The sequence below is a fragment of the Halobacteriovorax sp. DA5 genome (genome assembly GCF_002903145.1).
Taxonomy (GTDB): domain Bacteria; phylum Bdellovibrionota; class Bacteriovoracia; order Bacteriovoracales; family Bacteriovoracaceae; genus Halobacteriovorax_A.
On sequence record NZ_PPDJ01000007.1, the window covers coordinates 90,439 to 115,022 of the forward strand.

Annotated in this window: 24 protein-coding genes and 1 pseudogene; 11 read left to right on the top strand and 14 right to left on the bottom strand. The window is 36.2% G+C overall.

Annotation, left to right across the window (positions count from 1 at the left end; all coding sequences use genetic code 11):
- Positions 1-127: 127 nt before the first annotated feature.
- Positions 128-2,110 (bottom strand): BCCT family transporter, encoded by a 1,983-nt coding sequence (locus C0Z22_RS09660; protein WP_103218162.1) that lies wholly within the window; start codon positions 2,108-2,110, stop codon positions 128-130.
- 208 nt (positions 2,111-2,318) lie between these two features.
- Here C0Z22_RS09660 and C0Z22_RS16420 point away from each other — a divergent pair.
- The 4 genes and pseudogenes from C0Z22_RS16420 to C0Z22_RS09675 form a co-directional block, all read left to right on the top strand.
- Positions 2,319-2,402, top strand: a pseudogene (locus tag C0Z22_RS16420) (phosphoribulokinase); the annotation flags it as partial.
- Positions 2,403-2,441: 39 nt separating this feature from the next.
- Positions 2,442-2,741 (top strand): CBS domain-containing protein, encoded by a 300-nt coding sequence (locus tag C0Z22_RS09665; RefSeq protein ID WP_370446913.1) that lies wholly within the window; start codon positions 2,442-2,444, stop codon positions 2,739-2,741.
- Positions 2,742-2,807: 66 nt separating this feature from the next.
- Positions 2,808-4,100: a Na+/H+ antiporter NhaC family protein gene (locus C0Z22_RS09670; RefSeq protein WP_103218164.1), complete on the top strand. Its 1,293-nt coding sequence runs from the start codon at positions 2,808-2,810 to the stop codon at positions 4,098-4,100.
- Between the two features lie 67 nt (positions 4,101-4,167).
- Positions 4,168-5,226, top strand: coding sequence for a hypothetical protein (locus tag C0Z22_RS09675; protein WP_103218165.1), 1,059 nt, complete (start codon positions 4,168-4,170; stop codon positions 5,224-5,226).
- On the opposite strand, the gene C0Z22_RS09680 is transcribed toward C0Z22_RS09675, so the two are convergent.
- Positions 5,215-6,009: a hypothetical protein gene (locus C0Z22_RS09680; RefSeq protein ID WP_103218166.1), complete on the bottom strand. Its 795-nt coding sequence runs from the start codon at positions 6,007-6,009 to the stop codon at positions 5,215-5,217. The two genes, C0Z22_RS09675 and C0Z22_RS09680, sit on opposite strands and share 12 nt — an antisense overlap.
- Positions 6,010-6,108: 99 nt before the next feature.
- On the opposite strand from C0Z22_RS09680, the gene C0Z22_RS09685 reads away from it, so the two are divergent.
- Positions 6,109-6,495, top strand: a complete 387-nt coding sequence (locus C0Z22_RS09685) for a hypothetical protein (RefSeq protein ID WP_103218167.1) — start codon at positions 6,109-6,111, stop codon at positions 6,493-6,495.
- Between the two features lie 33 nt (positions 6,496-6,528).
- On the top strand, positions 6,529-6,888 hold the full coding sequence (locus tag C0Z22_RS09690; RefSeq protein WP_103218168.1) for a hypothetical protein: 360 nt from the start codon (positions 6,529-6,531) through the stop codon (positions 6,886-6,888).
- A gap of 31 nt (positions 6,889-6,919) precedes the next feature.
- On the opposite strand, the gene C0Z22_RS09695 is transcribed toward C0Z22_RS09690, so the two are convergent.
- Positions 6,920-7,369, bottom strand: coding sequence for a CBS domain-containing protein (locus C0Z22_RS09695; protein ID WP_103218169.1), 450 nt, complete (start codon positions 7,367-7,369; stop codon positions 6,920-6,922).
- Positions 7,370-7,552: 183 nt separating this feature from the next.
- Between C0Z22_RS09695 and C0Z22_RS09700 the strand changes: the two genes are divergently transcribed.
- A complete protein-coding gene (locus tag C0Z22_RS09700; protein ID WP_103218170.1) occupies positions 7,553-8,611 on the top strand; it encodes a CNNM domain-containing protein in 1,059 nt (352 codons plus the stop codon).
- A gap of 16 nt (positions 8,612-8,627) precedes the next feature.
- Here the strand turns inward: C0Z22_RS09700 and C0Z22_RS09705 are convergent, their stop codons facing one another.
- Complete coding sequence (locus tag C0Z22_RS09705) at positions 8,628-9,494, bottom strand: MBL fold metallo-hydrolase (RefSeq protein WP_103218171.1); 867 nt, start codon at positions 9,492-9,494, stop codon at positions 8,628-8,630.
- 106 nt (positions 9,495-9,600) lie between these two features.
- Here C0Z22_RS09705 and C0Z22_RS09710 point away from each other — a divergent pair, with 106 nt between their 5' ends.
- Positions 9,601-10,338 carry a sulfite exporter TauE/SafE family protein gene (locus tag C0Z22_RS09710; protein ID WP_103218172.1) on the top strand — a complete coding sequence of 246 codons (738 nt, stop codon included), beginning with the start codon at positions 9,601-9,603 and terminating at the stop codon, positions 10,336-10,338.
- Here C0Z22_RS09710 and C0Z22_RS09715 read toward each other — a convergent pair.
- From C0Z22_RS09715 to C0Z22_RS09735, 5 genes are all read right to left on the bottom strand, one after another.
- Positions 10,330-10,836 carry an SRPBCC family protein gene (locus C0Z22_RS09715; protein ID WP_103218173.1) on the bottom strand — a complete coding sequence of 169 codons (507 nt, stop codon included), beginning with the start codon at positions 10,834-10,836 and terminating at the stop codon, positions 10,330-10,332. The two genes, C0Z22_RS09710 and C0Z22_RS09715, sit on opposite strands and share 9 nt — an antisense overlap.
- 18 nt (positions 10,837-10,854) lie before the next feature.
- Entirely contained in the window at positions 10,855-11,229 is a 375-nt protein-coding gene (locus tag C0Z22_RS09720; RefSeq protein WP_103218174.1) for a hypothetical protein, read from the bottom strand.
- Positions 11,226-11,582, bottom strand: coding sequence for a hypothetical protein (locus C0Z22_RS16260; protein WP_103218175.1), 357 nt, complete (start codon positions 11,580-11,582; stop codon positions 11,226-11,228). Before C0Z22_RS16260 ends, C0Z22_RS09720 begins: the two co-directional genes overlap by 4 nt.
- A 25-nt stretch (positions 11,583-11,607) precedes the next feature.
- Complete coding sequence (locus tag C0Z22_RS09730) at positions 11,608-12,573, bottom strand: deoxyhypusine synthase family protein (RefSeq protein WP_103218176.1); 966 nt, start codon at positions 12,571-12,573, stop codon at positions 11,608-11,610.
- Positions 12,574-12,645: 72 nt separating this feature from the next.
- On the bottom strand, positions 12,646-13,800 hold the full coding sequence (locus tag C0Z22_RS09735) for a hypothetical protein (protein WP_103218177.1): 1,155 nt from the start codon (positions 13,798-13,800) through the stop codon (positions 12,646-12,648).
- A 136-nt stretch (positions 13,801-13,936) separates the two neighbouring features.
- Here C0Z22_RS09735 and C0Z22_RS09740 point away from each other — a divergent pair, with 136 nt between their 5' ends.
- Genes C0Z22_RS09740 through C0Z22_RS09750 form a run of 3 tightly spaced genes read left to right on the top strand, consistent with a single transcriptional unit; the run spans position 13,937 to position 16,898 of the window.
- Positions 13,937-15,025, top strand: a complete 1,089-nt coding sequence (locus C0Z22_RS09740) for an imelysin family protein (RefSeq protein WP_103218178.1) — start codon at positions 13,937-13,939, stop codon at positions 15,023-15,025.
- A complete protein-coding gene (locus C0Z22_RS09745) occupies positions 15,019-16,383 on the top strand; it encodes a di-heme oxidoredictase family protein (RefSeq protein WP_103218179.1) in 1,365 nt (454 codons plus the stop codon). Before C0Z22_RS09740 ends, C0Z22_RS09745 begins: the two co-directional genes overlap by 7 nt.
- Positions 16,383-16,898, top strand: a complete 516-nt coding sequence (locus C0Z22_RS09750) for a hypothetical protein (protein ID WP_103218180.1) — start codon at positions 16,383-16,385, stop codon at positions 16,896-16,898. Before C0Z22_RS09745 ends, C0Z22_RS09750 begins: the two co-directional genes overlap by 1 nt.
- A 23-nt stretch (positions 16,899-16,921) precedes the next feature.
- Here C0Z22_RS09750 and C0Z22_RS09755 read toward each other — a convergent pair whose 3' ends face one another.
- The 5 genes from C0Z22_RS09755 to C0Z22_RS09775 all read right to left on the bottom strand — a co-directional run bounded on the left by C0Z22_RS09755 (position 16,922) and on the right by C0Z22_RS09775 (position 24,553).
- Positions 16,922-18,838 carry a sensor histidine kinase gene (locus C0Z22_RS09755; RefSeq protein WP_103218181.1) on the bottom strand — a complete coding sequence of 639 codons (1,917 nt, stop codon included), beginning with the start codon at positions 18,836-18,838 and terminating at the stop codon, positions 16,922-16,924.
- Between the two features lie 42 nt (positions 18,839-18,880).
- Positions 18,881-20,686, bottom strand: a complete 1,806-nt coding sequence (locus C0Z22_RS09760) for a sensor histidine kinase (RefSeq protein WP_158246883.1) — start codon at positions 20,684-20,686, stop codon at positions 18,881-18,883.
- A 168-nt stretch (positions 20,687-20,854) separates the two neighbouring features.
- Entirely contained in the window at positions 20,855-21,424 is a 570-nt protein-coding gene (locus C0Z22_RS09765) for a YceI family protein (protein ID WP_103218183.1), read from the bottom strand.
- A gap of 7 nt (positions 21,425-21,431) precedes the next feature.
- Positions 21,432-22,595 (bottom strand): NAD(P)/FAD-dependent oxidoreductase, encoded by a 1,164-nt coding sequence (locus C0Z22_RS09770; protein WP_103218184.1) that lies wholly within the window; start codon positions 22,593-22,595, stop codon positions 21,432-21,434.
- Complete coding sequence (locus tag C0Z22_RS09775; protein WP_103218185.1) at positions 22,592-24,553, bottom strand: hypothetical protein; 1,962 nt, start codon at positions 24,551-24,553, stop codon at positions 22,592-22,594. The genes C0Z22_RS09770 and C0Z22_RS09775 overlap by 4 nt, the downstream gene beginning before the upstream one ends.
- Between the last annotated feature and the right edge of the window lie 31 nt (positions 24,554-24,584).

The following is a 24,584-nucleotide window of genomic DNA, read 5'->3' on the forward strand; positions in this document are numbered from 1 at the left end:
TACTTTTCTTATCGGTTAATTTTAATACATCTTTAAAAAGAACAATAATTTAGTAGGAAAAGGCGTATAAATTAGTAAATAGCTAATATTATTTGCCAAATTTTAGAGTCAGCATGACCTATCTTCATTAAACGAGCTCTGAGTTTGAAAGGTGAAGAAAGTGAAAATGCTTCTCGTATTGAGTTACCGCATCGGCAACAATTTGATTCTTCGTGTAACCAAAAACATCATATTCCTGCCCACCACTTAGTAGAAAGACCTCAGCACGATAGTACTTTTCATGCTCTTCATCGGGTGCATACTCAGGAACTTCAAATGAGCGAAGAAATACCTCATACTTAAAGTCTTCCACTTCTTCATTATGAATAACTAAAGAGATAGAATCCTTTTTGTTAGTATTTAATCTAGCATCAAGTCCTCTCTTTTTAAATTCTTCCTGAAGCTCAACTAAGCCAGGTTCAACTACTTCATTTAAAAACTTATCAGCTTCTTTAAACTTTGGATGGCTAAGTAGAGAATCGAGTCTTTCCTGCCATGTTGTATTGGACTGCTCATATTGAATAGTCGTGGTGTGATTTTGAACTTGTTTCATCAAGAGTAAATCAGCTCGTAACGATTTCACCAAACAATAAATTGCTATCATTAAGAGAATGATCATCGGAAAGGCGGAGGCAATAGTCATCGTCTGTAGCGCATCCAAACCACCAGAGTGAAGGAGAATTGCTGCAACAACACCTTCTGTAACCGCCCAAAAAATTCTTTGCCAAACCGGTGGCTCTTCTTGACCACCAGAAGCAAGTGTATCAATAACTAAAGAACCAGAGTCAGAAGAGCTCACAAAGAAAGTCACAACGAGAAGAACTCCTAAGACAGAGAGTGCCGCAGAAAAAGGAAAATATTCAAAGAAGCGAAATAGTGCGACTGGAACATTACCATTAACCGCTTCGACAAATTTTCCACTCGTATCTTTTAAGGCAATACTAATTGCAGAGTTTCCAAAAACCGTCATCCAAAGAAATGTAAAACCGGCCGGTACAAAGAGAACTCCAATCATAAATTCTCGAATCGTGCGTCCTCTTGAGATACGTGCAATAAACATTCCTACAAATGGTGACCATGAAATCCACCATCCCCAATATAGAAGTGTCCAACCACCAATCCACTTTTCTTTCTTTTCATAAGCATAAAGATTAAAAGTTTTATAGATAATATCTGAAAGATATGATCCTGTATTTTGAACATACTGCTGAAATAAGTGTACTGTATCACCTAATGCCATGACCGCAACAAGTAAGATGACTGCGACAACAAGATTGATATTAGATAATTTCTTAATTCCTCCGTCTAATCCAAGAACAACTGAAATTGTCGCCATCCCTGTAATAATCGCGATGAGAATGACTTGGATTGTTTCCGATTGAGGAATGCCAATTAAATAGTGTAGACCTGCATTGACTTGAGCAACACCAAAGCCCAAGGAAGTCGCAACACCAAACATCGTTCCAATAACGGCAAATGTATCCACGACATCACCTGCAACACCATGTACTTTGTCACCTAGTATTGGATAAAAAGCAGAGCGAGGAAGAAGAGGGAGATTCTTTCGATAACAAAAGTAAGCAAGACAAACTGCTAAAAGAGCATAAACACCCCAAGCATGAAGGCCCCAGTGAAAGAAGGTAATCTTCATTGCTTCACGTGCACTCTCAATTGTTTGAGCTTCCCCTACAGGAGGTGAAGAGAAGTGCATAATAGGTTCGGCCACTCCAAAAAAGAGCAATCCAATTCCCATTCCTGCAGAAAAGAGCATGGCAAACCAAGAAAGGTTTGTATAACCAGGCTCAGAATGATCAGGTCCTAACTTAATGTCACCAAGGCGGCTGACCATAAGCCAAAGTGAAGTGAATAAAATGATTCCCATTGATAAAACATAAACCCAACTTGTCTTAGCAATTAGCCAAGCTTGAATTCCTTTAAAAAACTGACTTAAGTGACCAGGCCAAATTGAGCCGACTGCAGTGATTAAGAGAATAAAGAAGGCAGAAGAAAAGAAAACATTCTTGTTGATAGTTGATTCGACTTCATTAGTCGATTTCGATTCTTTATTGATAACAAACTCCCCTTTAATTGGGCCCGTAACGGATCCAACACAAAATAACGTATAAAAACCAATACCTACCTATCGACAAATTAGTTAATTATTTTAAAGTTAAATTTCTTTGATTTACTTTAACAAAATGATAACTCAATACATCTCTCTAAACGTCCGTTATAACCCTTGTTACAAAAACGAGGCAAATATGGACATTAAAAACATCATGACAAAAACACCAATTACTATCACAGAGAATAAATCAATCAGGGATGCGGCAAAGCTTATGTGCGATAAAAAAATAAGTGCATTACCCGTTCTCAATGACGATGGAGATGTCGTTGGAATTATCACTGAATCAGACTTTGTTGGAAAAGAAGTTGAAGTCCCTCATGCTATGGCCAAACTCAAACAGGCCTTTGGTCAGAATTTAAATTTTACTCAGCTTGAAAAATCGTACGAGCAAATAAAAGAAATAAGAGTTGGCGATGTCATGAGTAGAAATGTTAAGTCACTAACAGAAGATACTGACCTAGAAGGCTATGTACAGTTCATGATAGAGAAACATATTAAACGTGTTCCAGTTATAAAAGATAATAAACTTGTGGGAATTGTTACACGTAAGGATATTATAAAGTCATTTCTCTAGACGCAATTTATTGGCTTATGATAATGGAGTATAATACATAAAAAAAACTGTATTGAAGGTACTTCTATGTCACATATTAAGCAAAAAATATCTCTACTTCCACTTCTACTTTTTGTTGTTATTTACTTAGGAACTGGTATTTACTTTCAAATGAAAGGTGTTAAACATGCTTTTTATCAAGTACCTGCACCAATTGCCATTCTCCCAGCAATCTTTCTTGCATTTTTTATTACTAAGGATACGCTTAATAATAATGTTTCAAAGTTTGTAAAAGGAATTGGGCATCCGGATATTATTACAATGTGCCTAATTTACCTTCTTGCTGGAGCATTTTCTACAATTGCGACGGAGACAGGTGGAGTTGATGCAATTGTTAACTTAGGCCTATCAATAATTCCTAACACTCTCATTCTTCCAGGTGTTTTCGTTATTTCAGCGCTAGTTTCAACTGCCATGGGTACATCAATGGGTACAATCGGTGCAATTGGTCCAATAGCTCTTTCAATGGCGACCAAAACAGATATCAACCTTGGTATCCTAGCAGGTGCAGTAATGTCTGGTGCAATGTTTGGGGATAACCTTTCAGTTATTTCAGACACAACGATTGCGGCCACAAGAACCCAAGGTTGTAATATGCGAGATAAGTTTCAAGAGAACTTTAAGATTGCTTCATTTGCGGCACTTATAGCTATCATTCTCTACTTCTTTCTAATCTCTGCACCAAATGTCACGATTGATAAACCAACAAATCTCTATTTGGGAATTCCATATATATTCATCCTTCTCCTGGCCATCTTAGGAGTAAATGTATTTGTCGTTTTATCTGGCGGGATTATTCTTGCTGGAATCGTTGCTCTTTTCAATGGTTTTGATTTTTCAACTATTATCGGACTTACATATCGAGGCTTCAGTAGTATGCAAGAGATCTTTCTTCTCTCTCTTCTAATTGGTGGTCTAAGTGAGTTTATTAGATCAGAGGGCGGCCTTGACTACATATCAGGAAAGATTCAAAAACTAATTTCTAAACTTGCCCATATAAATAAAAAAGCGGCAGACCAAATTGGAATTGGGCTTTTATCTGCACTTACAAATATATGTGTTGCTAATAACACTGTATCGATTATCATCGTTGGACCTATTGCAAGAAGGCTTGCTATACAAGGTGATATTTCCCCAAAAAGAAGCGCATCTTTAATTGATATTTTTAGCTGTGTGGTTCAAGGGCTACTTCCTTATGGCGCCCAGGCACTACTGCTTGGAGTTACTTTTAAGATATCTCCATGGGAAGTCGTTACAAACTCTTATTATTGTATGATTCTTCCATTTATTGCTCTAGGTTTCATCTTTACAAGACGTTAGAGCGTATAATTTTTGCGATTTCTTCTATTTCAATTGAGATGAATGGGTATTTTTGTCATAAAGACCTATGCAAAATTCCCTAGTTAAGTATTTATTATTCATTGCCCTATCAATCCAAACACTAGCTTTAAGCGAATATGCCGCAAGCTTTGATACAGTAAATAGTACAAAATGTAGTACAAAGATTCCAACGAATTGGCAGATCTCTCAATTTGCAAAACCATACTTAACAACTAAATTAGATGAGGCATACTCTCTCCTAGTTAAAAACTATGTTTACGATGGATTGAAATCTAAAGAAGATTTTAAAGACAAGATATTGGCAGCAAGTAAGTGCCAATCTAAAAGCTGTAAACTTAAAGAGCTATTTGAAAGTGATGAACTTATTGAAAAGTCCATCTTTCTACTTTTTAAATATGGACTCAACACTTCTCCTTACGCAAATAAAGATGCAGCACTTCTTGATCTAGAACAAATGGATGCCATTATTAAAGGTGTTAACCTACTGCCTCTTCACCTTCCCAAATTATGGAGCAGCAAACGATTAGTTCGTCATATAAAAGAAGATATAGGATACGGTACTCATGGGATGATCTTTGCAAATGCTTCTATTGAACTTTATGCTCCATGGGATAGAGAACTTGATGAAGATGGAAAGGCTTACAGCCTTTTTCATGAGCTTGGCCATAACCTCGCTTATTTCTATAACCTAAACTATTCCTCATTTTGGTGGGATATGTCAGGTTGGATCGACCATCCAATGGGATGGAGATACAATCGTAACGAAATGGTTTCTTTATACGGTCAAACAAATCCAAGTGAAGATGCGGCCGAAAGTATCGCTGCTTACCGTTTAAATCCATCACACTTAAAAAAAGTTTCTCCTAAGAAGTACGCATTTATTCGTGACTATATTTTCTTAGGTCAAGAATATCTAACAAGCTCTAGCTGTTCAAATACACCTGTTAAAAGCTACCTAGAGAAGCTAATCTCAAAAGCCAACAAAAGCTGTAAGAGCAACGATTGTGTTATCACTAGTATCAAATCACAGATTAAAAGTGACAATCGCTACCCTCTATTTTTAAAAGCTAAAGATGACTTTTTCAAAGCTTTCTTAACCAGGTAACTGCCCTCGATTAAGAGAGATATGTAAGTGGAGAACCTCGTTATTATAACGATTATCTGATTCATCTGATAAACGCACAATATCTGATATCGAATCAATTTGATTCTTAATAAGAGAAAGATATCTTGGTGATATTCTACGAATCATCATTTTATTCACTAGATTTTGAAACTTAAAGTTTTTACCAAACTCCATATCCCAATCATCAAACTTCCCATATGCCTTGCTAATTGTCTCACTTTCTTCTTTTGGAAAGCGAAATTCAGTTGATCTAGCATAGATTAGGCCATCTTGTTCAAAGGCAATTTCGGCCTTGATAAGATCATTAACAACACTCTTTTTAATGGAGTATGTTTTAAGCTCCCTAATATCGAGAGCACTTCTTGAAAGAGTTAAAATGAGAAATAGGAAGTAATGAGACTTTGTTTGTGCTAGAGCATTTATTTGCATAACAGAAAGGTAGCGTTGCCCCTGATTGGCCTTTGAGATAACTTCTTCCAGCTTCTCCTCTTCCTGATTACTCTCCTTGAATAAATAATCAAAAGAAGAAAATTGATTACGACAAAAGCTCAGAATAAGTGCATTTGCATCTTTTGTTTTTAAACACTTTGCAATTTGATTAACGATAACAGACGAAGGAAATGCACTCCCCTTTTCAATCTTAACGAAATATTGATAATTGCACTCCAATCCCTTCTTCGCCAACATTTCATAGAATGATTTCGCACTCTTATGCCCGTATGCCTTTCTAATCTTCACCAAATCTTGACCAAAGTGAACCATAAATCTCCTGACAGGCGATTATCGCCTAATAGAATACTTTTCAATGGATTATCGGAATTATAGAACTCATTCATTAATAAAATTTGGAGATAATAATTAATGAGAAAGCTAATTGCTCTGCTACAAATTTGCCTTACAACTTATGCTGGAAACGGTGTTGAGCGTGGAAAAGTAATCCTAACAGGACAGTTTGAGATTCAAAAAGAAATTAGAAATTATCTTTCAAAAGAACTGACGAAGTGCTCTCTAGGAATAGCACAAGAGCGCTTTAATATTAAAAACATTGCAATTACAAAAGATAAAGTTGATCAGGGTATTACTGATTACTACTACAAAATTGAGCTTACACACTTAGATAATATTGGAAATAACCTTAATGACATCAAGATCGAAATTGAAGATGCTGATTATAGTAACTGGCGCCGTTACGAAGAGAAGCTTTCCATTCAATTACTATCTGATGTGAAAGGAAATTGTAATCTTTAATTATTAATACACGTATAAACAACGGAGAAAAAAATGAAATTTATTTTAGTAGCACTAATGACACTTTCGGCATCAGCTTCAATTATCAACTCAACTTTTGAAGCTCGTCACAACGACAAAATCGTTGATGCAATCATCAACGAGTGTAACGTAATGAAAGACCTTACTCTTGTAGCAACAAAGAAAGAAAAAGTTGTTGTTGATCAAGGGATCGTAGATTACAAGTTCGTATCAACTTTCACAGGAAAGCAAAGATACGATCAAAATATGTTTGATCACTACGAAATTACAGTTGAGTCTTGGCTATTTGATGGTTATGACCACAATACAAAAGAAGCTAACTGGTACTATGTAGATTCAGTTGAATGTGAAATGACAGCAGAGATGCAATAAAATAGAAAGGCCTCACACGAGGCCTTTTTTATTATTTTACGCTTTCGAAAGCTTTTAAAATATCTTTTCTAGTAATAATACCAACTAGCTTATCCCCATCACAAACAGGAATTCTCTTAAGTTGTTTTTTCATCATAAGCTCTACTACAGCTGTTAGAGAGTAGTCAGAAGTAACAGTCGTTACATTCTTTGTCATAATCTCTGAAAGAGGCTTATTCTTAGCTTTCTTATAAATATCTTCAACGTCACCAAGATTATAGTCCATTCCAAATAGTCTCTTAATAGAAGCAAGAGCATGTGGGATTTCTACTTCTCTACCGATGAAGTCCGATTGAGTTACAATACCAACTAATTTGTCAGCGCTATCTAAGATTGGCATAACACTCACACCTAGATCAAGCATTGCTTTTGCTGCATCTGCAACAGTTTGAGTATCGCGACAAGTTGTTACATCTTTAGTCATAAATTCAGTTACTTTCATATAAACCTCAATTTTGTATTAATCCTCACTATTTTAACTTAAACTTGGCCCCTTAGCTATCATTATGAACAAGTGCCCAAAACCGAGAAAAACGATAGGGTACTAAAAATTAATATATATTATGCATCATTTTTGGCCGTTACTTAATTTGACACAAAATTAAAGCCAATTTAAAGTATAAAAATGCTAATTGTTTATATAGTCATCTCGATTGGCGTCTCCTTTGTATGCTCGATCATGGAAGCAGTTCTGCTATCAATTACCCCTAGTTTCATCTTAGCGTCTCAGCGTCAGAACCGTAGCTATGCCTCAGCATTAAAGAAGTATGCCTCAAATAAAGATGAGGCCATCTCCGCAATCCTCACACTTAATACTTTTGCCCATACTCTTGGTGCAGCAGGTGTAGGTTCAGAGTCGATTCAAATATTTAAAGATATGGGAATAAGTGGTGCAAACCTAGAGTATTATCTTTCCGCTGTTTCTATTGTCTTAACTTTGGCCATTCTCTATCTTTCAGAAATTATTCCAAAGTCTCTCGGACACCATTATTGGAAAAGTTTAACTCCATTTTTATTAAAGATTCTACCGCCACTAATCTTTATCCTTAAGCCGATTCTATTTATTTCAATGACATTAATGAGGATGTTAAAAACTGATCCTGAGCATAAAATGAGTCGTGAAGAAGTCGAATCAATGATTGAGCTAGGTGTGCAAACGAAGGCCCTTGCCAAAGATGAAGGTGAATTTTTAAAAGAGTCCCTACTCGCTTCACGAAAAGTGATTGAAGAAGTTATGACTCCCGCACGCAAGGTCTTCATGGTTAATATTGAAGACACTATCTCATCTGTTTACGATCTAAAGGCACCTGTTACACGTATCCCATGTTATGGTGAGAATGTTAACGACATCAGTGGCTACATCCATAAAGAGGATATTGCCAAATCAATTATCGAAGACAATAGCGCTAAAAAGCTTTATGAATTAGATATCATCAGGCCCATTGCTATTATTAATCGCCAGACTCCTCTTCGAAACCTCTTCAAACGCTTCATTCGAGAAAAAGAACATATCGCCATGGTTAGTGATGATTACGGCACAATACTTGGGGTAATCACACTTGAAGATATTGTTGAGACCTTCTTTGGGATTGAAATCATGGATGAATTTGATGAAGTAGAAGATCTACAGAGTCAGGCAAAAGATGAGATTTTAGCAGAAGAAAAAAAAAGAGAGCACTTATAGTGCCCTCTTATGAACCTTAATCTTTAAATGTTAGTGGCATTTGAAGGTATCTTACACCATTATCCTGAGGTGCAGGCATATGCCCGCCACGAATATTTACTTGTATACTCGGTAGCAGAAGTTTTGGAGCAGCAAGCGTCTTATCGCGACTTGTGCGAAATTTTACAAACTCTTCGCGACTAGTTTCGGCCTTAAGATGCACATTCGTTTTCTTATTCTCACCGATTGTACTCTTATACCTTAACTCCCTTCCACCTGGCTGATAGTCGTGGCCTGTATAGACATTAGTCTCGTCTGGTAGAGTGTAAAGTTTATTTGTAATTGAATCATAAAGAGCATTTGCGTCCCCACCAGGAAAGTCACATCTTCCTGTACCATAATCTGGCATAAAAAGAGCATCTCCCGTAAAAACATTATTTCCAATTACAAATGAAGAACATGCCGGAGTATGTCCAGGAGTGAAAATCGTTTTGATCTCAATAGTTCCTGCAACAAGTGGCGCTTCTTCATTTAAGAAAGCATCGAAGTCCTCAAGTTTAATCTCTTTTAGAATATTAAATCGTTCACCAAATACTTCTTGAACAATCTTGATATTCTCGTTTATTGCCACTTTCACACCAGGAAAGAAATCCTTGAGCTTTAATGCTCCTGTAAGGTGATCCGCGTGAGCGTGAGTTTCTAGAATATAGTGAGGCTTAAGTCCCGCTTCTTTAACAAAAATAGCAACCTTTTCAACTGACTCTGTTGTGATAGTTGATGATGCCTGATCATAATCAAGAACTGGATCGATAATCACAGCATCCTTCGTCACTTCATCATAAACAACATAAGTTAGTGTGTAAGTTTGCTCATCAAAGAATGTTTTTATATTTAAATTATCCATAATTTCCTCCTATCATAGAGTAAATAAATTTATGGGAAAATACATTGACCCCCATCAAGGTTTAAGAAAAATTAATCCCCTATACTGATTTCAGGAGGAAATTAACATGGCATATCTATTAGCACTTATTGCAGGAACAACTCTTGGTCTTTTAGGCGGCGGGGGCTCAATTCTAGTGGTTCCAATTCTGGTCTATATTGTAAAAATTGACCCTAAAATCGCCATTACAATGAGTTTAGCAATTGTAGGTCTAACAGGCTTTATGGGGACACTTAGACATCATAAGAATGGTAATGTTATGGTTAAACTTGCCTTTCAATTTGGTGCTATGACAATGCTTTCCACTTATCTTGGTACCTATCTCGCTTCTTTCATTAGCGGACAAGTTCAACTTTATATCTTTGCAGGAATTATGCTACTGGCCTCAGTTTCAATGCTTAAAAATGGCAAGAATATCAAGGTTAAATCATCATCAAATCTAACAATTTTTGGGGCAGCGAGTGTTGTCGGTATTGTCACTGGTCTCATTGGAGTTGGAGGTGGGTTCTTAATTGTTCCAGCACTTGTAAACTTTTTTAACGTACCAATGAAGAAGGCCATTGGAACTTCTCTGCTAATTATTGCAATTAACTCTCTCATTGGATTTGTAGGAAATATTATCAACTCTCCTAATCTTGAGTTAGATTACCAATTTATTGCAATCTTTACAGCTCTTGCCATTGTTGGATCACAACTTGGATCAGCACTGACTCATAAACTTCCACAAGATAAATTAAAAAAGATTTTTGGCTACTTCTTAATTGTAATGGGGATCTTTATGATAGTTAGAGAAACACTACTCTAGTCTCTTTTTTAATTTCTTCAAATATTTCTTCATCAGAACACCATATAATTTAACGACGACCTCTGGCTTTGCATTAAAGCCAAAGGTCTCTTTAATCATACGACGGTCAAAGTCCACCACATAAGTAAAAAGAGTTCCGTTTTCACTTTCATTAAACATGCGGTTGCTTCTTAAAAAGTATGGATTTGATCTAACAGTTTCAAATAATGCCTGATAAGGAGCATTCAATTTAATTAGCTCTGTTGTTGTTATAAAGTTTTTACGAATTCCGATCCAAGCATCTTCTCTAAATGTGCTACCAACTTCAAATGTTCTTGAGTTTGTGGCCATATCATTAACTTCACTTCGCCAATGATGATCATTCATTGGATCCGCTACAAATTCAAACACCTCTTCAATAGGTGCATCGATTTCGATACTGCCAGTAACTTGGACTGTCTCCAGTGCATAAGAAAGTGTAGATATTGTTGCTGCTATAATTAGAATAAGTTGTCTCATATAAAAATGATGGCAATCTTAACTTAATCTGGCAAGTTTACGTCCAAAATACAAAACCAATTGGATGACTAAAACGCTCAAGAATGCGCTTATTCCAAGTGCTCCACCGTAACCCTTAAGGTGCGGAACAAGGTATTGAAAAAAAAGAGCAAAGAAAACTGAACCAATGACAATAGTATAATTATGCATTTTTGTGGGACAGCTCATTCCAACAAAAGTAGAACCAAAGAATATCACGGCCATCATTTCGTAGTTAGGAACTGTAAGATATAAAATTGCGTAGGCAATTATTGTTAAAAGAGCGGAAGCTCTAATGGCCCCAAACTTCTTTAGACGAGACAGATGAAAAGTCGAAAGCGCACCAATAAGAGAAACTCCAATTGCGGTTATCATATAATACTCCCCTTGATAAAGAAGAATAAAGCAACGCTAACAAAGGCAATTGTTCCAAGCTTTCCACCAAAACCTTGAAAGATTCTTAAAGTATAAAAATATAAAATTGCACCAATGAGAGAGATCCCAAGAATTTCCCAGTAATTAGTCACTAACTCACTTGAGCACATTCCTGCAAAGCTTCCACTATAGACCGCTGCTTGCAATGTCATTCTCATTGGAATAAGACCTGCAATCAAACCTACAGAAGCGGAGGCCAAGACTGGAGACCAGCCTAGTTGTGAATGTAAGAGGAAACAAAAAAGGCATCCTAAAAAGAATGCCCCAAATTTGTATAAAAATTGTATTCTCATGCCCATCTATCTTAGAGCAATGATCTTAGTTTTCCAATACGTAATGGAAAACAAGTGGTGCAACGATTGTCGCATCAGATTCGATAATGAACCTTGGAGTCTTCGAAGATAGTTTCCCCCAAGTGATCTTTTCATTTGGAACAGCACCTGAGTACGAACCATAACTTGTAGTCGAATCAGAGATCTGGCAGAAGTATGACCATAGAGGAACATCATCTTCCATATCTTGGTTAAGCATTGGAACAACACAAATTGGGAAGTCTCCAGCGATCCCTCCTCCAATTTGGAAGAAGCCGATTCCACCATCTCCACAATTTTCAGGGTACCACTTAGCAAGGAACATCATATATTCGATACCATTCTTAACAAGAGAAGGCTCAAGCTCTCCTGTTAAGCAGTATGAAGCAAAAATATTTGCTGTCGTTGAGTCTTCCCAACCTGGAACGATAATTGGAAGGTTCTTTTCACAAGCGGCCATAACCCAAGAATTTGCAACATCTGTTTCAAATTCTTTTGCAAAGTCTTCACGACGAAGAATTCGATATAGGAACTCGTGAGGAAAAAGTCTCTCCCCTGCTTTAGCAGCGTTTGACCACTCTTCAAAAAGATATTTTTGTAACTTTCTAAATGCAGTCTCTTCTGGAATACATGTATCTGTTACGCGGTTAAAACCTTGAGCAAGTAGCTCTTCTTCCTCTTCAGGACTTAGGTCTCTGTAGTTTGGAATACGCTTGTAGTGATTATATGCGATTAAGTTCATGATATCTTCTTCAAGGTTTGCACCAGTACAAGAGATAATTTGGACTTTATCTTGGCGGATCATTTCAGCAAGAGAAACCCCAAGTTCGGCCGTACTCATGGCACCAGCAAGAGTGATCATCATCTTCTTCCCACTCTTTAAATGATCAACATATGCCTTTGATGCATCAACAAGTGAAGCGGCATTAAAGTGACGATAGTTGTTGCTAAAAAATTGGGCCATTGTGCTCATAATAATTCTCCAGAGAAAGCCTAAATAGAACGAGACTTATTACACCACAATATAGATCCAAGTCTACATAAATTAGTCAAAAATATTGTAATTAGAAGAGTACATGAGCCCTACCACACTATTATCAGAAGTACTGTCTTGTTTCTGGTAGTAAAGGCCAAAAATTGGGCTAGCTTTTCGATTGGAAAGCTTAAATCCAAGCGAAGCTTCATACGTTCGAGAGATACTGCTCGGTAAGTCTTCCGTAACACGATTCTCTATCTCACGGTATTGAAGGCCAAATAAAAATGAGTAAGTTGTTCCTTTGTAAAATTTAGACATCGTATATTCAGGAGTACTCAATCCAAATTTAAGCCATATATCATCTGAAAAGTTATTTCGATTTTGCTCTTGGTTCGGATCAAAAGAAATAATATCTTTAGAAATATCATAGAATATTTCAAATGAAGGCGACCAACTATCTGATGATAAGTAACTGTAGCCAATATTTAATCCCGTATTACTCTTATAACTCGGTTTACTTACAACTCTATTAAATACGGCCGGATCTGCATCAACACGAGAAAAGCTCTCCTGAGTACTTGATGAAGAATATTTGATCCCAGGAAAGAGAACCGAAGCACTCAAAAAGTGCTTCCTTTCGATATAAGATGCACTTAAAAGAGTGTTAATAATAATATACTTTGTTCGATCATTTACTGTTTCAAGATATTCGCTACCAGCAATATTCCCATAGAAAGTAGCAAATGTTTTTGAAGACTGAATATCAAGACTACCAGAAAAACCGACGGCGAATTTATCATTTAGCTTCTTTGCTGCGCTAATTCCAAGCACCGTTTCTTCGGCCTGAATATCTGCACTTCCTTTAAATTCATTCGTACTAAAATTGATCGTTCCATTATTTGTTCCACTATAGGTAACAAAATTCGTGAATGTTATGCCAAAGAAGTCCCCTGCAAAACCTGTGAAATAAGGAATGAACTGACTCTCAAAATCGCTACCAGCTGTTCCCTCTACATCAATATCTTGTCTAGCGTACATGAGGCCAAAATAAATTTTAATCTCATCGTGTTTGAGATAGGCCGTGGCCGATGGAAATACCAAGGCCGCACCTATGTCACCAGGGCGTGCAGTTGTATTTCCAAGAAATCCTGCTTCATGACCAATTGGTAAGGAGAATACATTAAATGAAATAAGTATAAGTATGAGAAATCTAGTGAAATACATAGGAAAAATTAAATCACCCTAAGTAAATAAAGTCTATTCCTATAAAAAATGAACTTAATCGTTGATATTAACTTTAGTTTGATGTATCAAACCATAGTTCAAACAAGCAACCAATCTTACTAACAAAGGATATAATATGTTAAAAAGATCTATCTTACTGATTTCATTAGGCTTAGGTATGAATGCCACTGCTGCTACAACTGCGCAGTCAGTAATTGAAGCTTACTCAAATCTTGTTTATAAAACTTACTCAGAGTCTCTTGATAAGGCGATTGTACTTCAGGAAGACGTCGAATTCTTCATCTCTAACCCTGGGGTAATGACTCTAGAGATGGCGAGAGAGTCTTGGAGACAAGCAAGAGCTCCATATGGCCAATCAGAAGTTTTTAGATTCTACAATGGCCCTATCGATAGCGATGAAGGACCAGAAGGATTACTAAATGCATGGCCACTTGATGAAGCATATATCGACTATGTTGAAGGTGCTCCTAATGCAGGTATCGTAAATAATATTGCTGATTACCCAGTAATTAATAAAGAACTTCTTTCATCACTTAACGAGCTTAACGGTGAAAAGAATGTTTCAACTGGTTACCATGCAATTGAATTCCTACTATGGGGACAAGATCTATCTATTGATGGTGCTGGTGACAGACCTCATACAGACTATGTAATCGGTCTTGGAAAGAACGCACAAAGACGAGCTGTATACCTTTCAACAGCAACAGATCTTTTAATAGATCACCTTCAAACACTTGTTGATGCTTGGGCACCAAATAAAGCTAACTATAGAGCTGAATTTGTAGCAAAAGATCAAAAAGAATCTCTTAATAATATTCTTTCAGGAATGATCTTCATGTCTGGTGATGAGCTTTCAGGTGAAAGAATGTTCGTAGCTTGGGAAACTCAAGGCCAAGAAGATGAGCACTCATGTTTCTCAGATATGACTCATATGGATATCCAGTGGAATTTCTGGGGTATTGCAAATGTACTTAAAGCAACAGGAATCCTAGCACTAACAGACAACACTGTTCTTGCAACTACAATTGATAACAGAGTTGCAAAGATCAATAAAATGCTAGCTGGTCTTCCTGTACCATTTGATCAAGCAATCCTTGACGAGAATGCAAGACCAGAAATCCTAGCTTCTATCGAAGAGATGGAACAACTTGCAATTGAGCTTGTAGAAATTTCTGAAGAACTTGAGACGCCAGTACAATGGTAAGAGCTCTCCTTCTTACATTTTTGTGCGTATTTAGTCTCAATACTTACTCCAGTGATAAGTTCCCGGCCGGTGCCGGGACTACACTGGACCTCTCAGTTAATGCTTTCTCACACCCTATGAGTGGGACACGTGGAATGTTAAGGCGTCAGTTTCAAGTAGGTAATAGCTTTTTTAAAGGAGCTTGGGTTACCTCACCTTCATCTACTCCATTAAGAGATGGCCTTGGTCCAATTTTTAATGCAACATCTTGTACAGCATGCCACCTACTTGATGGACGTGGACGAGGCCTTCCAGATGTTGACGGAAAAACTGATATCTCTCTTCTCTTTCGCTTAAAAAAAATTGGTGCTAATGGAGAAACCACTCCACATTCAAAATATGGAGATCAATTTCAACCTCACAGTATTGAAGGTGTTAAAGGCGAAGGTGAAGTATTCGCTAAGTTTGAAACCATAAAGGGCAAATTTGCTGATGGCCAAGCCTATGAACTTAAAAAACCAAATTACATCTTTAGAAAACTAGCTTATGGAAAATTAGGCAACAACACAATTGTCTCACCGAGAGTCGCTCCACAAATGATTGGACTTGGACTTCTTGAGAATATAAATGAAGAAGATATCCTTGCAGGAGCTGATCCCGAGGACTTAGATAATGACGGTATTTCAGGCCGTGCAAATTATGTCTTTTCAATAGTTGAACAAAGACAAACTCTTGGACGCTTTGGCTGGAAAGCTTCACGTCCAAACCTGCTAGAACAAAATGCTGCAGCTTTCAATGGTGATCTCGGTATAACAAGTTCCCTCTTTCCAACTGAGGAGTGTAGTCTTGTCCAAATTGACTGCCTAGAGAAACAAACACAGCAAGATATCTCTAATGAACTTTTAGATAAAGTTACACTTTATACGCAATTAATTTCTGTCCCAGTAAGAAGAGATTTCAATAGTCCGAGTGTATTAAATGGTAAAAAAGTTTTTCATCAAATAAATTGTCAAGCATGCCACAGACCTGAGTTTACAACAGGTACAAATTCGAAATTTGAAGTATTAAATAATCAAAAAATCTACCCATATACAGATATGCTACTACACGACATGGGTGATGAATTGGCCGATGATACTCGTTCATATCAATTTGAAGCTAAGGCCACGACAAGAGAATGGCGTACTCCGCCACTCTGGGGACTTGGCCTTGTAAAAACAGTCAATGGTCATACTCGCTATCTTCATGATGGACGAGCACGTAATTTACAAGAGGCCATACTCTGGCATGGTGGAGAGGCCAAGCAAGCAAAGAATAATTTTATAAAGTTAACAAAGAAAGATCGTAACGATCTCATTAAATTTCTTAGGAGTTTGTAATGAAGAAACTAATTCTATTAGTAACACTTCTATCGAGTCCGGCCATTGCTCAAATATGGCCACTACCAACAGGCACTACTTACCTTGTAAAAGGTACTGGTTATGATTGTGGAACATTCATTAGTCGTTATAAAGTTGAATATACAACGACTCCAAAACTTTTTTCAGATGCAGGAATTAACTTTGATCTTTTAACGGCAGATAGTGACCTAAATGTTTTCTCAATTGAGTCATCTTGGGTAACGACATCAGGTCAGACTTGTAACTTCGGCCTCTTCTTTAATCGTGCCAGAGAGACAAGAACATTAGAGCTTGATTATACAAAATCAATGACAGATGGGGATGCAAGTAAATGTGTCGCAAATGAAGAGCTACTAAAGAGCAAGCTTCAATCATCAGCTTATGAAGCATCAAAAAGAGGTATTCGCTATATAGCCGTAGATATTCTGAATGAAAAAACTGAAGTCTGCGACGGAGAGCGTGTTAGGCTAATTTTTGATAGACGAGCTAACTAATAATCGGTGGCACTAATGTGCCACTACGCTCTTTTAAGTGGAAGAGTGAACACAAAACGAGTTAAAAAAGAGTCTTCATCAAGGTAAAACTCCCCTCCATGTTTTTCGATATTACTTTTTGAAATACTAAGACCTAATCCCGTTCCCCTATTCTTCTTCTTTGTTGTAAAGAAAGGCTCCATTATTTTAGCTTTTATATCATCAGGGATACCTCGACCTGTATCTGTAATCGAAACTTCAACATAGTCCTTATCATAATTTCTAATTGGTACTGCCTTAAGATTAATTCGTCTTTCACCATTTACTTTAATAAGTTCATCAAATGAATTATTAATGAGATTTAGAAGTACTTGTGCGACCTGCACGACAGAGCCATTGATAATAATCGATTCATCTACATTAATGTTGAATTCAATATCATTTTCTTTAAATTTCTCATAACAAAGTGATGTTACATCCTCAACTGCTTCAATAAGGTGGAAGTCTTCAAATCGTGACTTGTCTCCATCTTTTGCGAGATGCTTTAGGCCTTTGATGATCTTTGAAATCCTAAATGCCGTGCTTGAAATACGCCCAGCATTTTTCTTGATACTTTCGAGACCGGTTCTTTGATAAATTCGATTAGCACTTAAATCAATAATCGTGAGAGGATTATTAATTTCATGAGCAATACCACTTGCCATCTCACCAATCGATGCCAGTCTTGCCGAGTTAATAATTTGAGATTGCTGCTGAACAAGCTGTACAGTTCGGTCATGGACATTTCTTTCCAGTTTCTCATTCACTTTAATAAGCGAATCCTTATAACTGCGCTGTTTTTCGAAGAAATAAAGTAAAATAAAAAAGAAAATACAAAGACAAACAAAACAAGCAAAAACAACGAGAAGCTCTGATTTATACTCGTGATAGAATTGGAAAAAGCTAGACGAGTAACTAATGATCTTAGAGTTTTCCGGCAATTTATTGATATTAATCTTATATCTCTTTAACTGATCCAGATCAAAAACAAGATCATTAATAGAATGAGTTATGATAGGAATTTCTGAAATTTTCTTTTCTCCATAGATGTACTCATCGGCCATACGAGCGATTTCTCGGCCATAGGCCCTACCATCAGAGAGATTTCCCCCAACTATCCCTTTATTAAGTAGGAACTTTAGAAAACCATAGATTGGTTGCTTAGAGTACTTGCTAAGAGTCCTAATATTTTCATCGAATTTAAAGTACTTTCCATCACGATCTCTAGCATAAACCCCAAAAAGAACAATTGAATCATCTTCAAAATGCTTGGCCATTTCATAGATTTCTTCCATATTGTAATTTTCAATATAGATAACTTTTTGCTTTAGCTGCATTTTTTCAAACGAGCTTTCAAATTGTTTTTTAAGATAACGACCAGAGGGAGAAAACTGCGTATTTATCACATATATCTTAGTGGCAGTAGGATTAATTTTCAGAGCACCCTTAACTGTAGGTATCACATCAAATGTTTCAACAACTCCAGTAAAGTTCTTTTCAGTTCGGTAGATATCACGCTTAAACTTATCATAGCCATTTACACCACTAAAAATAATGGGAGCATCATTGAAAATCTCTCTTCGATACTTGATTGCAAAATCAAAGGCATAATCATCAGTTGTTACAATTAAATCAATTTTATGAGAGCTAAATTTTGTCGCGTAGAGTTCTGCTAAGGCATCATCATAATCGCGTCCAAAAAATCTTTTAGAATCCATATACTCTGTATAAAAATTCATTGAATATTTATGACGACTCTGTAAGTGAAAACGAAAGGAGCTATCAATTTCTTCCGTCCAAATATTCCCTTTTTCATATGAGTGGAGCATAAGAATATCATAAGTCTCTGCCGCTCTAGAAAGTGAAGAAATAAGAATAAATAAAATGAAAATTAGTCGATAGACGGCCTTAAGTAAAATCATTCTAAATAAATATCACTTAATCTTCGTATTGTAATCAGTTATTTAGGCAGTTGGTAGCTGAATAACGAAACGGGTGTTAGGGCTCGACCTATCCACGAAGATACGGCCTTTATGATGCTCAATTATATTCTTACAAATACTTAGGCCTAGTCCAGTACCTCTTTGATCAACCTTAGTTGTAAAGAATGGCTCCATGATTCTTTCAAAGATCTCTTCAGAAATTCCTTTTCCAGAATCTGTCACTGAAATTTCAACGATATCCTTTTCTTTTTTTCCTTCGAGCTTGATCCAGCGTTCACTGTCTCCCTGAACTAATTCATCAAAAGAATTATTGAGAAGGTTCAAAACCACTTGTGAAATCTGTACTGGTGCCCCGTGAACCTTTAGGTTCTCGTCGACATCAATCTTAAAGTGAATTTCGTTCTCTTTAAATCTTGCCTGACAAATTGAAATGACATCTTCAATAGCAACCTTAATATTCACGAGTTCACTAGTTAGACTAGCATCCTCTTTGGCCAGTTGCTTGAGTCCTTTAATAATTTTTGAAATACGATCAACAGTTAGTTTGATTTTTTCTGCCGACTTTAAGACAACTTCATTATCTGACAATTGAATAATTCGATAAGCACTTAAATCAATGATTGTTAGTGGGTTATTAATTTCATGAGCGATCCCACTTGCCATCTCTCCAATCGAAGCAAGCTTTGCAGAATTGATAAGTTTCGACTGCTGCTCAATTAACTGTCTTGTTCTTTTTTCAACTCTATCCTCTAATTGTTCATTGATTCGAAGAACTTCTTTCTTATGCTTCTTTTGTTGCTCAAAATGATAAGCAAGAACAACTAAACTAATAAATAAACACGCAAAAGAAAAAAGAATAAACCAAAACTCGAAAGTATACTCTTCATAGAAGCGCAGCAATTTATTATTACGATTTATAATTTGTGAATTAACTGGTAGCTTATGGAAATCAAGACCAAATTTAACAATTTTAGCGTAATCAAAAATAGCTGGTGCCTCGACATCCTCAACTATAGCAATCGAATTAATGTCTTCACCAGCAATAATCTGATTAGCAATTAAAGCTGCTTTCTTCCCGTAGAGCTCACCACTTGTAAAATATCCACCAGTCAGGCCGTAAGGCAAATAGTATTTCAAGAAACCATAAATTGGCACGTTTGAGCGCCTTGCTAACTCACCAAGGTTTTTTTCAAAGTCTAAAAAATTTCCATCACGATCACGAGAAAAACCGCCATAAAGAGCAAACGAACCTTTTTCTAATTTTTCAACTTTCTTATAAAGGCTATCTGCTGATATATCCTCTAGGTATTCAACTTTATCTGCGAGTCCTAACTTGGAAATTGATTTTTGAAACTCTTTCTTTAAGTACTTACCTGATGGTGTATGAATCGTATTAATTACATAGAATTTTTTAGCTTTTGGATGCAGGCTTTGAGAAAGCTCGAGCATTTTATCAATTTTGAAACTCTCAACGAGTCCGGTGTAATTTTTTTCGAGTCGATATTTCTGTTTAAATTCATCACTGTAGCCGTTAACACCGGTAAAAATAATCTGACTATTTTGAAAAAGTTTGTCTCGATACTTCATGGCAAAGGCAAACGCATTGTCATCTGAAGTAATAATTAATTTAATATTTCGATCAGAGTACTTTATTGAGAATAGATTATAGAGCCTCTCACCATAGTCTCGCCCGTAGAATCGCTTAGAGTCCATATACTCTGTATAAACATCTAGGTGATTGCTTTCACTATGAAGGTTTTTCTTAATCGACTGATCAATAAGATCTGTCCAAATACTATCTCGAGAGTAAGAGTGCAGTATAAGCACCTCGTACTTATCCATCGCTAAGCTTGGAAAGATTGATAGGAAAAACGTGAATGTTAAAATTAATGCCCTGGCCCAGTTCACAACTTTATAATTAACATTTTATCGCTAAAATGTATTGATAAAATTTATCGATTTAGCAATAAATCTTCATAAAGCGCTGAAATCACACTATGGAATTAAGTAAAAATTAACCTCAATATCATCATGCACAGTTGCGATCCATATCGATGGATCCGGGACTTCGAGCTTCTTTAAAGACAGTACAGATTTTCCAACCAGTGAGATTTTACCATCTGCAGCAATATTTTTTTCAATGAAAATATCCACAGAATGTTTCTTATTTCGAACCTCTATAATTCCCGGATTTAACTCACCTAGTCTAACCGGTCCAGGAATACGAACAATAATATGAGGATTCTGATTCACTTCAAGACACTTCTCATACATTTTCTCATTACGAGACTCATTATCTGTATCTAATTCTTTGGCATCGATTTTAATTGAAATATCTTTGTATCTTCCATTTTTATTTTTTTTATACGTAATACTAGCGACTTTAACGACACCTTGAAAATCAGTAGTTATAACACCGGCCTTTGTCGACGACATATTAAATATGATTCGATTTTGAGCATTGAGGGCCTGCTCAAAGCTTTCATACTTCAAGCTCAACTGTGATGCTGAAATATTACTTACTTGTAAAAAAATTAAAATAAAAACAATTTTATAATATTTCATATAAACCTCATGAGAAAATAATTCTGAAAAGACCTTTTAATGGAGTATGTATATTTCCAATGATTCCGATGAAGGTATCTCTTCTTTTTTTACTATGATTCAAAAATTTTGCAATAAGCTCAACCAACCATGAACGGCGGATCAGCCACTGGAAGCAAATATTAAGAAATGTTTTTTCCCGAAAGTATTTCTCTTTCTTGTACTTATAAACTTGTAATGAAGAGTTATAATCAAAACAAACTTTTGAAATATTGATACTTTCGAAAAGCATATTCGCTGTTAATAAAGCATTAAAGATACCTTCTCCAGTAATTGGGTCAATAAAGCCTGCGGCATCACCAATTAGGGCCACATTATTTCCAATAACATCTCTTACACTGTGCTCAATTGGAAAACTTGTATGGATCTTATTTTCTTCGTCTAGTGTAACCCCTAGCTCATCTTTAATACTTTCAAGATAATACTTGAAAGCATTGCGTGCACTTCCATATTTCTTGATTTCATCAGCTCCACAAACAAGAGAGAGATTTAATTCATAATTCGAAATAGGATCAACACCAAGGTAACTTCCCTTTTCGAAGATAAACATTTGTCCCTTTCTTACTGGAACTTTACCTGTATTAAGCCAAGCATGTAGAGCGATACGTTTTTTTGAATTAGGCAATTGAAGATTTAAATATCGTGCAACAATTGAGTTGCGCCCATCTGCACCGACGAGAAGTCGAGAATAATATATATCACCAACAACTGTCTCAACTCTCCAATATGTTCCTAAATACTCCATACTTACAACACTTTGATTAAGTCGAAAGTCTGCACCGCTTTCAGTTGCGAGATTTACCAATCTTTGATCGAGAATCTTACGATTAACACTGACACCAAAATTTTTCTTTCCGCCCTCACTCATAGGGAATGTACTGTTAACACTGCGGCCTTTTGGTGTATGTATCACCATACCATCAAGCGGCAAGAAGTCTTTATAAACAGATTGTAGGTTTAGATTATCAAGGAGTTTCACACCTTGGGGACAAAGATATTCGCCGCATACTTTACGACCGATATCTTTATTTCTTTCAAGAATCAGTACTTTTGAATTTTGTTCAGCAAGCAAGTGGCCAAGTAGTGCCCCTGCGGGACCACCACCAACAATGAGTACATCGTAAATATTCATTTCCACTCCTCAACGATCTCCTTAAGAGATGCATTACTTAAATAAAGAGTTGGTAGAACAAAAAGATCAAAAATCATTCCACAGAATAAAATGAAAGATAAATTCACACCAAATTCTCTAATTGGTAAAAAGTCATATATTCCAAATAATAAGAATGCGATAATTAAAGTTAATGAGCTTGTCAAAATAGGCTTAACAATTGTTTCGACATATACATCAAAGTTCCCCCTTCTTTGGTCAAAGAAATGAAGTAGATGAAATGTACTATCCACGACAATTCCAAGCCCCACACTATATGTCATGACGGTTGCAATATTTAGAGACATTCCCATGATATTTAGAAACCCCAGAGATAATCCTAGAGGCATTGTATTAACCAAAATAAAGATAGCAAATAGCTTTAGCTGTCGTAAGAAGACAACTGCAATTGTTGCCATGACAATGAGACTCAGTAAAAAGCTTTTTGAAAGAGTATGTACCATTGCTTTTTGAGAAATCATTAAATTATAGTATAGGCCATCGAGGCGAAAACTTCTATCGCCTATAATCCCCTTTACTTTATTTAATAAAATTTCATATTGATCAACATTTAAAGGAGTTCCAAGTAGTGTGATTTTATATTGTGAGTCTATTGGGTAAGCTTCCCTGATACCTTCAGCAGCTTTTGAATATAGCGTAGCATAGGCGAATTGATTATCCGGTAGAGAATAACTTCCACTATACGCTTCATTTATTTTTCTAACAACAAGGTTTCGAGATAATACTCTTACACCATGAATTGTCCCTAACTCATCTTCAACTTGTGTAAGCTTTATTAACTCCTCATATGATAGATCTCCCATACCAATCTCTAAAAGAGGTACACCTCCTGCTAAAACAGCGATGTCATTAAAACTCTTTGCAATATTAGTCTCCCTTGGGAAATACTTGGTTGCATCAGTTACGATAGCAACATTTTTACCACCCCAAACTCCTAAGAGAATTGAAAAAAAACTAATGATCATGAAAGAGAGGGCCGAAAAACTTTTTCGTGGATATTTTTTTAGAATGACTCCCTTAGCTTCATTGAGCTTTAATAAGCCTTCAACACTAAGTAACCAAATAATTGAAAGCAAAGAGCTCAATAAAATCATGATGCTACTTAGTAGTCCAAAGATGCGGATAACATAAATCTCACTCACATATAATGAAAGGAAGCCTATGAAAGTTGTAATAAGCATAAGTGCTATTGGGCGAATTTTATGCTTTAGCGCCTTAGATAAAGAACCTTCCTTTCTGGCAGAGAAATAAATGTGTTGTCCAAGAGAAAGGATAATCACAAATGTCATCAGCGGTACAATTGAAGTCACCATATTCATAGTGCCAAAAAAATACTTAATAGCACTAAGGCCAAAAAGTGCACTAAAGAGACATGGGATAAAAAGTACAATTGTCGTGAGGAAGTTTTTAATAAATACAAATAAAAGCAAGAATGAAAATATAAATAAAATCGGAAAAAGTCTATCTTGAACAAGAGCTGAAGATTTATCTAGATGATAATTTGTATACTCATGGCCAGCACAGAAGAAAAGATTTTCATCTTCCACTCTTCTGATAACTTCTTTTAGTTGGTTTTTTTCACCATTATTAAAAATAAGCAGCCCCATGCGATTTGCTGAAATGAGTTCTGCTTTTGCAAGTGTCCCCTTTTGTAATTCAATTTCTAATTCATGGCGATCTTTAACAAGATTATGAGGATAAACAAAGTAGCATTCATCACGACATATCTTCTCAAGCTCTTTACCGAAGTTTTCGAGACTTGAATACGCTTCAAGACTCGCCACTTCATTTGTATAAACGACTAGCGAATCTACTTCTGGGTAATCTTGCTGAAATGCCTTAAACTGTTCTATCCCCTTATCTGTTAAGAAGATTGACTCAGGATTCTTTTGTTTTAAATCCTTTGTATAAAACAACATTCCAGCGAAGCCCCCTAGAAATAGGATAATA

Coding starts and splice junctions, on each gene's coding strand:
- C0Z22_RS09720 (WP_103218174.1), bottom strand. CDS start 11,229: ATGATAACCGCAATTGGAGTTTCTCTTATTGGTGCGCTTTCGACTTTT.
- C0Z22_RS09765 (WP_103218183.1), bottom strand. CDS start 21,424: ATGAAATATTATAAAATTGTTTTTATTTTAATTTTTTTACAAGTAAGT.
- C0Z22_RS09755 (WP_103218181.1), bottom strand. CDS start 18,838: ATGATTTTACTTAAGGCCGTCTATCGACTAATTTTCATTTTATTTATT.
- C0Z22_RS09735 (WP_103218177.1), bottom strand. CDS start 13,800: ATGTATTTCACTAGATTTCTCATACTTATACTTATTTCATTTAATGTA.
- C0Z22_RS09740 (WP_103218178.1), top strand. CDS start 13,937: ATGTTAAAAAGATCTATCTTACTGATTTCATTAGGCTTAGGTATGAAT.
- C0Z22_RS09675 (WP_103218165.1), top strand. CDS start 4,168: ATGCAAAATTCCCTAGTTAAGTATTTATTATTCATTGCCCTATCAATC.
- C0Z22_RS09680 (WP_103218166.1), bottom strand. CDS start 6,009: ATGGTTCACTTTGGTCAAGATTTGGTGAAGATTAGAAAGGCATACGGG.
- C0Z22_RS09715 (WP_103218173.1), bottom strand. CDS start 10,836: ATGAGACAACTTATTCTAATTATAGCAGCAACAATATCTACACTTTCT.
- C0Z22_RS09695 (WP_103218169.1), bottom strand. CDS start 7,369: ATGAAAGTAACTGAATTTATGACTAAAGATGTAACAACTTGTCGCGAT.
- C0Z22_RS09690 (WP_103218168.1), top strand. CDS start 6,529: ATGAAATTTATTTTAGTAGCACTAATGACACTTTCGGCATCAGCTTCA.
- C0Z22_RS09685 (WP_103218167.1), top strand. CDS start 6,109: ATGAGAAAGCTAATTGCTCTGCTACAAATTTGCCTTACAACTTATGCT.
- C0Z22_RS16260 (WP_103218175.1), bottom strand. CDS start 11,582: ATGAGAATACAATTTTTATACAAATTTGGGGCATTCTTTTTAGGATGC.
- C0Z22_RS09670 (WP_103218164.1), top strand. CDS start 2,808: ATGTCACATATTAAGCAAAAAATATCTCTACTTCCACTTCTACTTTTT.
- C0Z22_RS09700 (WP_103218170.1), top strand. CDS start 7,553: ATGCTAATTGTTTATATAGTCATCTCGATTGGCGTCTCCTTTGTATGC.
- C0Z22_RS09730 (WP_103218176.1), bottom strand. CDS start 12,573: ATGAGCACAATGGCCCAATTTTTTAGCAACAACTATCGTCACTTTAAT.
- C0Z22_RS09705 (WP_103218171.1), bottom strand. CDS start 9,494: ATGGATAATTTAAATATAAAAACATTCTTTGATGAGCAAACTTACACA.
- C0Z22_RS09775 (WP_103218185.1), bottom strand. CDS start 24,553: ATGTTGTTTTATACAAAGGATTTAAAACAAAAGAATCCTGAGTCAATC.
- C0Z22_RS09710 (WP_103218172.1), top strand. CDS start 9,601: ATGGCATATCTATTAGCACTTATTGCAGGAACAACTCTTGGTCTTTTA.
- C0Z22_RS09745 (WP_103218179.1), top strand. CDS start 15,019: ATGGTAAGAGCTCTCCTTCTTACATTTTTGTGCGTATTTAGTCTCAAT.
- C0Z22_RS09750 (WP_103218180.1), top strand. CDS start 16,383: ATGAAGAAACTAATTCTATTAGTAACACTTCTATCGAGTCCGGCCATT.
- C0Z22_RS09770 (WP_103218184.1), bottom strand. CDS start 22,595: ATGAATATTTACGATGTACTCATTGTTGGTGGTGGTCCCGCAGGGGCA.